Here is an 11,130-nt window from a genome sequence, read left to right as displayed (position 1 = left end):
CGCCGTGCCGCCCGGCGGCATGCAATTCCATGCGATGTCAATGACATCTGCGCGGGACCGCCAGCCTTCTCTCCTGTCAGGGCGATTGCTAATCTGCACGAAAATAATTTGGGATGAGACGACATGCAGGGCCCCGAGGACGATGCCGGCCTCGCCGGCAAGGTGGCGCTGATCAGCGGCGGTGGCGCCGCTGGCGACGGCATCGGCAACGGCCGCGCTGCAGCAATTCTGTTGGCCCGCGCCAGCGCAAAAGTGCTGGTGGCCGATCGCGACCTCAAGCTCGCCGAGCGCACCGTGGAGATGATCATGGCCGAGGGCGGCACGGCAGCGGCACATGGCGGCGACGTCACCAGCGAAACCGATTGCAAAATACTGGTCGAGGCCGCGCTTGACCGCTGGGGCCGGCTCGATTTCCTCGACAACAATGTCGGCATCGGCAGCCGCGGCAGCGTGGTCGACGAGACACCCGAGCAGTATCGCCGCGTCATGCAGGTCAACGTCGAGACCATGTTCCTGCTCTCCAAGCACGCGATCCCCGCGATGATCAAGACCGCCAAGGGCGGCGCGATCGTCAATATCTCCTCGATCTCGGCGCTGCGGCCGCGTGGGCTCACGACCTACACGACGTCGAAGGCCGCCATCATCGGTCTCACGCGCGCCATGGCGGTTGATCACGGTCGCGACAACATCCGCGTCAACTGCATCTGCCCCGGACCGATGTACACGCCCATGGTCTATGCCCGCGGCATGAGCGAACAGGCGCGCGCCAACCGCGCCAGGGCCTCGCTGCTGAAGACCGAAGGCACCGGCTGGGACGTCGGCCACGCCGTCAAATTCCTGCTCAGCAACTTTGCACGCTACATCACCGGCCAGGTGCTGGTGGTCGACGGCGGCGTGACGCTGCAAGCGCCGGAACGTGAATCACAGGAACACTGAAAGGAACACGGATGGCCCGCCTGCCCTATCTCGAGGCCGACCAGGTCGCGCCCGAATATCGCGACATGCTCAAGCGCAACACCAATCTGCACAAGCTGCTGGTCAACTCGCCGGAGATGGCGCGCGCCTTCAACGACATCGGCAGCTATATCCGCTTCAAGAGCAAGCTCGACCCGCGGCTGCGGGAGCTCGCGATCCTCCAGGTCGGCTGGATGGAGAAGTCGGAATACGAATTCACCCACCATGTGAAGATCGGCAAGGAGTTCGGCGTCACCGACGAGGACATCACAGGCCTGATGGCGGAGACCGAGGGCAAGCCGTCGAAGCTGGAGCCGCTCGCCAGGGCGATCCTGAAAGGCGCCCGCGAGATGGTGCGCGAGCTCGCGATGTCGGACGCCACCTTCGCCGAGATCAAGAAAGATCTCTCCGACGAGCACATGGTCGACCTCGCGCTCACCATCGCCTTCTATTGCGGCGTGGTGCGCGTGCTCGCCACCATGAAGATCGACAACGAGCCGTATTACAAAGAGGTACTCCAGCAGTACCCGATCCCGGGAGTGAAGTGACATGCGCTTGAAGGACAAGGTCGCGATCGTCGTCGGCGCCGGCCAGAGCCCCGGCGAAGGCATGGGTAATGGCCGCGCCACCGCGCTGACCTTCGCGCGCGAGGGCGCCAAAGTGCTGTGCGTCGACCATCATCTGGAATCGGCGCAGGAAACCGTCGATCTGATCGCAGCGGAGCAAGGCACCGCCGCGGCCTTCAAGGCCGACGTGACCAAATCCGCGGACATCAAGGCGATGGTGGCGGACGCGCAATCGCGCTGGGGCCGTATCGACGTGCTGCACAACAATGTCGGCGTCAGCCTGTCCGGCGGCGATGCCGAGCTGCTTCAAATCACCGAGGAGGCGTTCGACCGTGTCGTCGCCATCAACTTGAAGAGCTGCATTCTCGCAGCGAAGGAAGTGATCCCGATTATGCGCGCGCAAAGAAGCGGCGCCATCGTCAACATCTCCTCGATGGCCGCGATCACGACCTATCCTTACGTCGCCTACAAGGCGACGAAGTCGGCGATGATCGCCTTCACCGAACAGCTCGCCTACCAGAACGCCGAATACGGCATCCGGGCCAACGTCATCCTGCCCGGCCTGATGAACACGCCGATGGCCGTCGACACCCGCGCCCGCGAATGGTCCAAGACCCGCGCCGAAGTCGAAGCCGAGCGCGACAGCAAGGTGCCGCTGCGCAGGAAGATGGGCACCGGCTGGGACGTCGCAAACGCCGCGCTGTTTCTGGCGTCGGACGAGGCGAACTTCATCACGGGCGTGACGCTGCCGGTGGATGGTGGCGCGAGTGTGAGACGGGGGTAAGTCGAGCGCGCTGCTTACCCTCCCCCTCCAGGGGAGGGTACAGCGTCACTGCGGTGCGCGCGTCACCCGCCAGATCGTGCCATTGCCGTCCTCCGACACCAGCAGCGATCCATCCTTCGCCACGGCAACACCAACCGGCCTTCCCCAGACCTCCGTGTCGTTCACGACGAATCCCGTGACGAAATCCTCGTACTCGCCCGTCGGCATGCCGTCCTTCATCCGGATTCGGATCACCTTGTAGCCGGTGCGCTTCGACCTGTTCCAGGAGCCGTGCTCGGCGGCGAAGGCCTCGCCCTGATACTCCGGCGGAAACTGCGTGCCCTGATAGAAGGTCATGCCCAGCGACGCCGAGTGCGGCTGCACCAGCACATCGGGCACCGTCACCTTGTCCTTCAGATCCGGCCGCGCGCCGATGTGGCGCGGGTCCTCGTTGCCGCCGATGTAGAACCACGGCCAGCCGTAGAACTCGCCCTCCTTCACGCTGGTGACGAAATCGGGCACGAGATCGTCGCCGAGGCCATCGCGCTCGTTGGTCGAACACCAGGGCAGCCCGGTCTGCGGCTGGATCGCAAGGCCGACGCAGTTGCGGATGCCGGTGGCATAGATCTTCCGCTCCTTGCCATCGGGATTGAAGGCCAGCACGGTGGCGCGCTCGGTCTCACTCGCCCAGGTCGCGCCAAGCGGTTGCGTCTTTGACCACACCTCCAACCCGCCCGGCGGCGTACCCATGCCCTCGGCGACGTTGCTGAGCGAGCCGACCGACACGAACATGCGCTTGTTGTCAGGCGTGAAGACGATGTCGCGAGTGGAATGGCTGCCGTCATGCGGCAGGCTTGCCACGATCGTCTCCGCCCTGCCGCGCGCCTTGAGATCGCCGGCCTGATAGGGAAACCGGACGACGCTGTCGGTGTTGGCGATATAGACCCATTGCGGATTGTCGCCGTTCGGAAAGAAGGCGATGCCGAACGGCCGTCTCAATCCGCTGGCAAACACCTCGCTGGTCGCGGCCTTGCCGCCATCCCCGGCGCGCAGCACGCGGATGGCGTCGGCCCGCGTCTCCGCGACGAAGACATCGCCGTTCGGCGCGACCCTCACAATGCGCGGCGCGCGCAAGCCTTCGGCGAACAGCTCGATCTTGAAACCCGCCGGCACACGTGGCGTGGCCTCCGGCGGTCGCGACGCCACACGCGCGGTGCTCGCAACCGACCGCGTCGCGCCGGGCCTGACGAGATCCTGCGGTCGGATCAACCTGACCGTGCCGGGCTTGTCGGCCTGCCAATCGCCATAGGCGTCCTTGCCTTGCAGAACCGGCTCGGCCTGCGCGCTGGCAGCAACCGCGACCAGCAATCCCGCAGCCGTTGCTGCGGACGAGATCCTGCTTTTCACGTCGTCTTCCTCCCAGCCTGCGCGTCCTGAACGTCGACGCTTATAGGTCCGCAAATGTTCTGCGGCAGTCCAGACACCTGCCGAATCCCACGTCAGCTCATGCCCGCACGATGTGCATCAGCCGCGGCCCATCGTACTGGAAAATGCGGCAGATCGGTGCGACACATTGTAAGGGCGCGACCGCCGGTTGCGGTCATCAAAGCTGCGGCATCCAGGTCGCAATTGATGGGGTGATCATGTGGGGATCCATCATATCGGAATGGGCGAGCCTGCTGCTGCGCTGGCTGCACGTGGTGGCGGCGATCGCCTGGATCGGCAGTTCCTTCTACTTCATCGCCCTCGATCTCAGCCTGAAGCCGAAGGCTGACCTGCCGGACGGCGTGCAGGGCGAAGCCTGGCAGGTCCATGGCGGCGGCTTCTACCGGATGATGAAATATCTGGTGGCTCCGAGCCAGATGCCGGAGGAGCTGACCTGGTTCAAATGGGAGGCCTACACCACTTGGCTGTCCGGCTTCGCGCTGATGGTGGTGGTGTACTATCTCGATGCCGACCTGTTCCTGGTCGACAAGTCGATCCTCGACCTCACGCCATTCCAGGCCGGGCTGTTCAGCTTCTGCAGCCTGGCGCTGGCATGGCTGCTCTATGAGGCCGCCTGCCGCACCGGGCTTGCGCAGCGCGAGCTGCCCTTTGCCATCGGCGGCTATCTGTTCCTGGTCGCGCTCACTTACGCCTTCACGCACGTCCTGAGCGGTCGGGGCGCCTTCAACCAGATTGGGGCGATCATCGGCACCATCATGGTCGCCAACGTGTTCGCACTGATCATCCCGAACCAGAAGAAGATCGTGGCCAGCCTGATCGCGGGACAGGCGCCCGATCCGAAGCTCGGCAAGACCAGCAAGGAGCGCTCGGTTCACAACAACTACCTGACCTTGCCCGTCGTCGTGCTGATGATCAGCAATCACTATCCGCTGCTCTACGCGACGCGCTTCAACTGGATCATCGTCGCGATCATTCTGGCGCTCGGCCCCGTGATCCGCCACTTCTTCAACGAGCGGCACGCGGGGCGCAAATCGCCGTGGTGGGTGTGGGGCGTCGCCGCATTGGGCGTGATCGCGATCCTGTTGCTCTCCGCCGCCGGCCCCCGCGAGGTCAAGACGGGCGCGCTGTCCGCGCAGCCGACGCGCGCCAATGTCGAGGAGATCGTGATGTCCCGTTGCAGCATGTGCCACGCGGCCGAGCCGGTCTGGGCCGGCATCGTGACCGCGCCCAAAGGCATCCTGCTCGACGCGCCCGAGCACATCCATCGCAACATTCGCCTGATCGGCCGCGCGGCGGCGTGGTCCAATGCGATGCCGCCGGGCAACATCACCGACATGACCAGCGAGGAGCGCGCCATCCTCGCCGCCTATATCGAGCAGGCGCAGTGACGCCATCACGCGTCGACACCGCATTTCGCGAAATGAAATTCCGCATCTGCCCCCGATTTGAAAATGACTTGATCGCCTATCCGGCGTAGACAGCGGCCAGCGGCCGCTGGCGCGGTCCAGGTCCAAGTCCAGGTCCAAGTCCAAATTTGCATTTGCTGCGGGGAAAGAACAGTGGCCCTCAAGAACATCATCGGTATCGACCACGCCGTAGTCATGGTTCGGGACCTCGACAAGGCCGCAGAAAACTACAGGCAGCTCGGTTTCACGCTGTCGCCACGCGGCACCCACAGCGCGCATATGGGCACCGGCAATTACACTATCATGTTCGACCCCGACTATATGGAGCTGCTCGGCGTGCTGGTGGCGACCGAGCACAACGCACCGGCCCGCGCCTTCGTCGACAGGCACGGCGAGGGCATCGAGCGCATCGCCTTCACGGCGCTCGATAGCGCGGCCGGCGCCGAGGAGATCCGTGCGCGCGGCCTGACGCCGATCGGCCCGACCGATTTCGAACGGCCGGTGACGCTGCCCGATGGCACGATCTCGGCGGCAAAATTCCGCACCTTCATGTGGCCGACCGCGGAAGCCCCCGGCGGCGTGCGCATCTTCGCCTGCCAGCACAAGACCCGCGAGACGGTGTGGATTCCTGAATTGATGAAGCATGCCAATGCGGCGAAGCGGATCAGGCAGACGCTGATCGCAACGCCCGAGCCCGCGCAGGATGCGGCGCATCTCGGCCGCCTGATCGACCGAGAACCGAAGGCGGAAGCCGACGGTGCGGTCGCCGTGCCGTCCGGCGGCGACCGCGCCGACTTCGTCTATCTGACGCTGGAGCAGCTCGGCAAACGCTATCCCGGCGTGCCACTCACCGGTCTTTCCGGGCGCGGCGGCGCCGCCCTGGTCCTCGTCAGCGGCGATCTCGCAGCCACCGAGAAGGCGCTGGGTCCGGCGGCGTTGCGCAGCGGCGCTGCGATCTGCGTGCCGCCGGCCAAGGCCAACGGCACCCTGCTCGCCTTCGTTGCCGGCTGATTTGAACTAATTCTTTAACAAGCGTTTACCGGGCAAGCCTAGGATTTTCGGGTTTTCCACCCGAGACCGAGCGCATGTTCAAAGAGGAATCGCCGATCGCCTATGACGCGCCGGCCGAACTGAAGAAGTGGCCGTCGCTGAAAGGCGAGAGACAGAAGCACCGGGGTCCGCCCTATCTCGTCTACAACGGCACGCTCGCCGACTGCGTTCGCGTGCTCATGGATAAGCCGATCAAGGGCATCTCGCTCTACGACATCATGACGAAGCCGCAAGCAGCGTTCGATCAGACCGTGCTGTCGCCCGGCGATGCCGCCGAGATCGCGATGCGCAAGGATTTTCCCAAGGACTAGTTCGAGGACTAATTCGAGGCGCGCTTGCCGCCGGACTTCCCGTGCTGCTTCGACGAGGATTCCGTTGGCGCGTCCAGGAAGACAACCGGCGTACCGCGCTTGACGTTGTCGCCCAGCATGCGCACGTCCCAATTGGTCAGCCTTATGCAGCCGTGCGATGCGGACTTGCTGACCTTGTCGGGCTCCGCCGTTCCGTGGATGCCGTAACCCTGCGCCGACAGGCCGATCCAGTAGGCCCCGACCGGATTGTTCGGCCCCGGCTTGACGTCGAACGGCGCCTTGGATTTGACGTTGTGGAATTTGTAGTCGGGATTGTAGTGGTAGGTCGGCTTGTCGCTGGTGCTGGTGACCTTGAGCGTGCCGCTCGGCGTTGGGCGATCCGGACTGCCGATTGACGCCGGATAGAACGCGAGCAGACGGTCGGACCCGTCGAACGCCTTCAATGTCCCATTCTTCTTGTCGATCTCGAGCCGCGCAATGCGTGGCAGCTCCCGCCGTGCCGAAACGTTTGCAACGATGATCGTCTCGCCAGCCTTGTCGAAAGACTTGCCCGCATTGAGCGTCCGAAGCAAATCCTCGCTCATGTGGAATTTCTCGGCGAGCCCCTCGAGCGGACTGGTGTAGCTCAGCGCTTGCAGCGACTTCATGTCCTCCAGCTTGCCCGGCAGCACCTTCAGGAATGGTCCCTTCACATCGGCATCGGTGATTTTGTAGTCGACGACAACAGGACCTTCGCTCGCCGCGCTCAGTCTGTCCCAGAGCTCCTGCGCTATTCCCTTGTCGGATGCGATACCGTTCTGCTCGGCGAATGCCTTCAGCGCCTTTTGCGCGTTCTCGCCGAGCTTGCCGTCGATCTCGCCGGGCGAGAACTGCGCACGGTCCAGCATGACCTGAAGCTTCGTCGCGGATGCGTTGACCTTGTCGGTCGCAGGCCGTCTTGCGGGACGCGCGGCATCGTTCACCGCGGTGGCATCGAAATTATTCGCGAGCGCGGGACAGATCATCCACAGCGTCAACACCGCGCCAAGCATCCATCGCGTCATGTCGCTCGTCCCAATTCATCGCTCCGCAAAACCGCGGAGAGTTTCGCTGCGGGAACACCGTAGTAACACCGACGGAACCGGCGAGACCGCAGCTTCGCCGCAATCGGACGGTTAAGAACTCCTTATTGCCGGCGCAGCGCCGGTCGTTCATCCCACGGTTCGAGGTTGTCCACGCAATGCGATTTGTCGTCGCGGTCTGCGCCGCGTTTCTGATTCTGATGTACGACCTCGATCCGTCGACGTCCCGGCAAACAAGCTTCGACCACGCCATTCTTCAAAACACCCAAGCCTCGCCACTTGTTCCTGTGGTCGAGCTCTTCCTCGCCAGCGTGCAAGCCATCGAGCTCGCCAATGCGCGCGCGGCCTATGACGAGACACCCGAGCCGCCGCGCGTCGTCGAAACTGCCGTGCAGGCGCCGGTTTCGCCGACCGAACGATTCTGCCACGCGCTTCGCGAAGCCGCCGAGGCGAGCGGCATTCCGGTGCCGTTCTTCGCGCGCTTGATCTGGCAGGAAAGCCGCTTCAAATCGAACGAGGTCAGCCAGGCCGGCGCGCAGGGCGTCGCGCAGTTCATGCCGGAGACCGCCGCCGAAGTCGGGCTGGACGATCCCTTCGATGCGATGAAGGCGCTGCCGGCATCGGCCAGATTCCTGCGCAAGCTCCGCGACGATTTCGGCAATCTCGGCCTTGCCGCAGCCGCCTATAACGCAGGCCCCGGCCGGATCCAGAAGTGGCTTGCCCGGGAAAGCGAGCTGCCGCGCGAGACCCGCGACTATGTCCGCATCATCACCGGCACCAGGGCCGAGGAGTGGACCGAGCGCGCGGGGGCGCTTGCGATCCGCATCGACCTGCCGCGCGAAGCGCCGTGCGAAGGCATCGGCAGTCTCTCCAAGACAAAGGACGTCGTCTGGGTTCCGGTGAACCTGACGACCTCGGCAGCCACCATCATTCGCAAGGGCGAACAATTGGCGGCGCGTTTGACCGCCAGCCGTGCGCGCAAGCGGCTTGCATTCTTGATCCGGAAGACCAGTCACGGCAAGGCGCGCGGCATGATCGCAGCCCGCGCCGCCGGAAAGAGCGCGAAGGCCCGCGCAGTGCGTCTCGCATCGAGCGAGCGCTGATCCGCTAGCGCAAGCAGATCCTCTCGCCGCGACGCCCCCTACTCCGCCTTGATGTTCGCGGCCGCGACGACCTCGGCAAGCTCCGTGGTCTCCTTCGCGATCTTCGCGGCGTAGTCGGCCGGGCTGAGCACGCTCACGACGCCTTGCGACTCCAGCCGCTCCTGCACCGCAGGATCCCTGGCGGCGGCGACGATCTCACGGTGCAGCGTCTCGCGGATCGGCGCGGGCACGGCCTTCGGCATGAAGAAGCCGACCCAGAACGAGATGTCGAAGCCGGGATAGCCGGCTTCCGCGACGGTCGGCACGTCAGGCAGCGCCGGCAGCCGCTCGGCCGATGACACCGCGAGCGCACGCAGCTTGCCGGCCTTCACCAGCGGCACGGCGGACAAGGGATCGAACACCGCCAGGACTTCCTGCGCGAGGATGCCGACCTCGGACGCCGCACCGCCGCGATAGGGCACGTGGATCAGCTTGATGCCGGCCTTCTGGCTGAGCAGCTCCATGGCGAGATGGGCGAGGTTGCCGTTGCCGCCCGAGCCGTAAGCGAGCGCGCCGGGCGCGGCCTTCGCCGCCGCGACGAGATCGGCCACGGTCTTGATGTCAGCGGTCTTGGGATTCTCGGGATTGACCACGAGAACGAGCGGCGCCGAGATGACGGTGGTGAGCGGCGCAAAGTCCCCTTGCGGATCGTAGCGGGCGTCCTTGAACAGCGTCTTGTTGAGCGTGATGGTGGACGAGTTGCAGGCGAGGATGGTGTAGCCGTCCGCGTCCGCGCGCGCCACGCCCTCGGCTGCGATCATGCCGTTGGCGCCGGCACGGTTCTCGACCACGAAGGGCTGGCCGAGCTTGTTGCTCAGCCGGTCGCCGACGATGCGCGCGACCACATCGACCGGACCGCCCGCGCTGAAGCCGACCATGATCTTGACCGGACGCGTCGGATATTTCTGCGCGAGAGCCTCGGTCGTCACGCACAATCCGGCGACAATCGCCAGCAGGCGAAGCGTTCGTTGCATTGGTTCTCTCCCCGGACCCGCACCGCCGCCTTTGCATGGTGCGACGCATCTGGAGATCATGATTAGCGGTCGCGCCGGATTTCGCAATCGCGTTTGCACGCCGGCATTCCGTCGCGCGGCACGCGAGAGCCGCATCCCAACAAAAAATGCGAAAAACAACCCCATGCACAGTAACCGGCCCCTGTCAGAACAAGGACTTGCGCAGGACACGCGTTTTCGGATATCGCGAAATGCAGTTTGACACGTCGGGCAAAACACCGGCATGATGGCATCATCGCAACAATCGCCAGCGTCCACGCCGCCCACTCCACGGGCGCCTCGCCGCGATCGTGCGTAAGCCTCTCATCGACATCTCAAAATCGGTAATCGCGCGCAGCAAGCGAGCGGTCGTTCGCGCGCCTGCGCCGGCAAAGGACACAGCACATGACGACGACATCTCCAAATCGCCACACCACACCGCCGGTTGCGACAACCGATCGCAGCGACCCGGCTGCGAGCCCGCGCGTAAAACTCTACAAGTGGCGCATTGCAATCAACCATCCCGATCCGCAAGCCGGCGAACGGCTGCTGGCCGATGCGCTTGGCGCCGTCGATCGCGATGCGCTGCACGGCATCTTGAAGCAATTGGTGCAAGCCAGCGTGGTTGCGCAGAAGCCGGACGAGGCCAATCTCGCCTTCATGATCTCGATGATGAAGAGCATCGCGCCGCGGGACTCCATCGAGGCCATGCTGGCGGCACAGATGGTGAGCATTCACGTCCTGGCGATGCGCTGCGCCCATCGCCTCGCCTTCGCCGACGACATCCCGCGGCAGGACAGCGCCTCACGCGCGCTCGCCAAGCTGGCGCGAATCTTTCCGGCCCAGGTCGAGGCGCTCAACCGATACCGCAACAATGGCGAGCGGGCGATCACGGTGGAGAGTCTGACGGTGCAGGATGGCACGGGAGCCACCGCGAGCCACGCCGTACAGCACGCGGACATGCTCGTAACGGAGCAAGACACCAGGGACACAGCGATGTTTGCTGGATCGATCTCGCCTCGCGAAGCCGGCGAAGGCGAACATGAACCGGTCGATGCCGCACAAGGCGCCACCGCGTGAGCGGCGATCACACCCGCAACACGGCTGCGATGCAGGCGAGTCCGCGCTGCGGCGCCAGGACACGCAGCGGCACCGCCTGCCTCGCGCCGGCGGTGCACGGCAAGACCCGCTGTCGCATGCATGGCAGCGCCGCGAGATCAGGCGCACCGAGGGGAAATCAGAATGCGCGGAAGCATGGGCTATTCACGCAGGACCGGATCGCAGAACGAAGGGCGATACGGGCGTTGCTGGGCGAGACGCGGAAGCTGCTGCAAGAGTTGGGCTAGACCGTATACCCATAAGCCCCGCGGCGTGATGCGACGAAGGCTACGTCTGCGTTGCCCCAATAGCGACCAGGTTCGTGCGGCAGTGAAAGGGGT

The 11,130-nt window shown here is 64.7% G+C and carries 12 protein-coding genes; 9 read left to right on the top strand and 3 right to left on the bottom strand.

From position 1 onward, the window contains the following. Positions 1-123: 123 nt before the first annotated feature. The 3 genes from AC5ZFO_RS19505 to AC5ZFO_RS19495 are packed head-to-tail and all read left to right on the top strand — an operon-like array spanning position 124 to position 2,304. Positions 124-936 (top strand): SDR family NAD(P)-dependent oxidoreductase, encoded by an 813-nt coding sequence (locus tag AC5ZFO_RS19505; RefSeq protein ID WP_496122405.1) that lies wholly within the window; start codon positions 124-126, stop codon positions 934-936. An 11-nt stretch (positions 937-947) separates the two neighbouring features. Beyond that, a complete protein-coding gene (locus AC5ZFO_RS19500) occupies positions 948-1,502 on the top strand; it encodes a carboxymuconolactone decarboxylase family protein (protein WP_282522717.1) in 555 nt (184 codons plus the stop codon). Between the two features lies 1 nt (position 1,503). Further along, positions 1,504-2,304: an SDR family NAD(P)-dependent oxidoreductase gene (locus AC5ZFO_RS19495; RefSeq protein ID WP_282522716.1), complete on the top strand. Its 801-nt coding sequence runs from the start codon at positions 1,504-1,506 to the stop codon at positions 2,302-2,304. 45 nt (positions 2,305-2,349) lie between these two features. Here AC5ZFO_RS19495 and AC5ZFO_RS19490 read toward each other — a convergent pair whose 3' ends face one another. Beyond that, complete coding sequence (locus AC5ZFO_RS19490) at positions 2,350-3,690, bottom strand: PQQ-dependent sugar dehydrogenase (RefSeq protein ID WP_496122404.1); 1,341 nt, start codon at positions 3,688-3,690, stop codon at positions 2,350-2,352. A gap of 236 nt (positions 3,691-3,926) precedes the next feature. Between AC5ZFO_RS19490 and AC5ZFO_RS19485 the strand changes: the two genes are divergently transcribed. From AC5ZFO_RS19485 to AC5ZFO_RS19475, 3 genes are all read left to right on the top strand, one after another. After that, a complete protein-coding gene (locus tag AC5ZFO_RS19485; protein ID WP_282522714.1) occupies positions 3,927-5,117 on the top strand; it encodes a urate hydroxylase PuuD in 1,191 nt (396 codons plus the stop codon). 171 nt (positions 5,118-5,288) lie between these two features. Then, positions 5,289-6,146 (top strand): VOC family protein, encoded by an 858-nt coding sequence (locus tag AC5ZFO_RS19480; RefSeq protein WP_282522713.1) that lies wholly within the window; start codon positions 5,289-5,291, stop codon positions 6,144-6,146. Positions 6,147-6,220: 74 nt separating this feature from the next. Beyond that, positions 6,221-6,496 carry a hypothetical protein gene (locus AC5ZFO_RS19475; RefSeq protein WP_282522712.1) on the top strand — a complete coding sequence of 92 codons (276 nt, stop codon included), beginning with the start codon at positions 6,221-6,223 and terminating at the stop codon, positions 6,494-6,496. A gap of 8 nt (positions 6,497-6,504) precedes the next feature. Here AC5ZFO_RS19475 and AC5ZFO_RS19470 read toward each other — a convergent pair whose 3' ends face one another. Then, on the bottom strand, positions 6,505-7,539 hold the full coding sequence (locus AC5ZFO_RS19470; RefSeq protein WP_282522711.1) for a L,D-transpeptidase family protein: 1,035 nt from the start codon (positions 7,537-7,539) through the stop codon (positions 6,505-6,507). A gap of 176 nt (positions 7,540-7,715) precedes the next feature. Between AC5ZFO_RS19470 and AC5ZFO_RS19465 the strand changes: the two genes are divergently transcribed. After that, positions 7,716-8,660, top strand: coding sequence for a lytic transglycosylase domain-containing protein (locus AC5ZFO_RS19465; protein ID WP_282522710.1), 945 nt, complete (start codon positions 7,716-7,718; stop codon positions 8,658-8,660). A gap of 38 nt (positions 8,661-8,698) precedes the next feature. On the opposite strand, the gene AC5ZFO_RS19460 is transcribed toward AC5ZFO_RS19465, so the two are convergent. After that, entirely contained in the window at positions 8,699-9,673 is a 975-nt protein-coding gene (locus AC5ZFO_RS19460; RefSeq protein WP_282522709.1) for a Bug family tripartite tricarboxylate transporter substrate binding protein, read from the bottom strand. 423 nt (positions 9,674-10,096) lie between these two features. On the opposite strand from AC5ZFO_RS19460, the gene AC5ZFO_RS19455 reads away from it, so the two are divergent. Together AC5ZFO_RS19455 and AC5ZFO_RS19450 are read left to right on the top strand one after the other, a co-directional pair. Then, entirely contained in the window at positions 10,097-10,771 is a 675-nt protein-coding gene (locus AC5ZFO_RS19455) for a hypothetical protein (protein ID WP_282522708.1), read from the top strand. Between the two features lie 29 nt (positions 10,772-10,800). Then, entirely contained in the window at positions 10,801-11,037 is a 237-nt protein-coding gene (locus AC5ZFO_RS19450; protein WP_071917640.1) for an HGGxSTG domain-containing protein, read from the top strand. Positions 11,038-11,130 lie beyond the last annotated feature (93 nt).

The sequence above is a fragment of the Bradyrhizobium sp. Unk1 genome, from assembly GCF_059512345.1.
The sequence above is the reverse complement of the archived record's forward strand: the minus strand, read 5'-3'. Positions and strand labels throughout refer to the sequence as shown.

Coding starts and splice junctions, on each gene's coding strand:
- AC5ZFO_RS19455 (WP_282522708.1), top strand. CDS start 10,097: ATGACGACGACATCTCCAAATCGCCACACCACACCGCCGGTTGCGACA.
- AC5ZFO_RS19470 (WP_282522711.1), bottom strand. CDS start 7,539: ATGACGCGATGGATGCTTGGCGCGGTGTTGACGCTGTGGATGATCTGT.
- AC5ZFO_RS19450 (WP_071917640.1), top strand. CDS start 10,801: ATGCAGGCGAGTCCGCGCTGCGGCGCCAGGACACGCAGCGGCACCGCC.
- AC5ZFO_RS19485 (WP_282522714.1), top strand. CDS start 3,927: ATGTGGGGATCCATCATATCGGAATGGGCGAGCCTGCTGCTGCGCTGG.
- AC5ZFO_RS19505 (WP_496122405.1), top strand. CDS start 124: ATGCAGGGCCCCGAGGACGATGCCGGCCTCGCCGGCAAGGTGGCGCTG.
- AC5ZFO_RS19465 (WP_282522710.1), top strand. CDS start 7,716: ATGCGATTTGTCGTCGCGGTCTGCGCCGCGTTTCTGATTCTGATGTAC.
- AC5ZFO_RS19460 (WP_282522709.1), bottom strand. CDS start 9,673: ATGCAACGAACGCTTCGCCTGCTGGCGATTGTCGCCGGATTGTGCGTG.
- AC5ZFO_RS19475 (WP_282522712.1), top strand. CDS start 6,221: ATGTTCAAAGAGGAATCGCCGATCGCCTATGACGCGCCGGCCGAACTG.
- AC5ZFO_RS19500 (WP_282522717.1), top strand. CDS start 948: ATGGCCCGCCTGCCCTATCTCGAGGCCGACCAGGTCGCGCCCGAATAT.
- AC5ZFO_RS19495 (WP_282522716.1), top strand. CDS start 1,504: ATGCGCTTGAAGGACAAGGTCGCGATCGTCGTCGGCGCCGGCCAGAGC.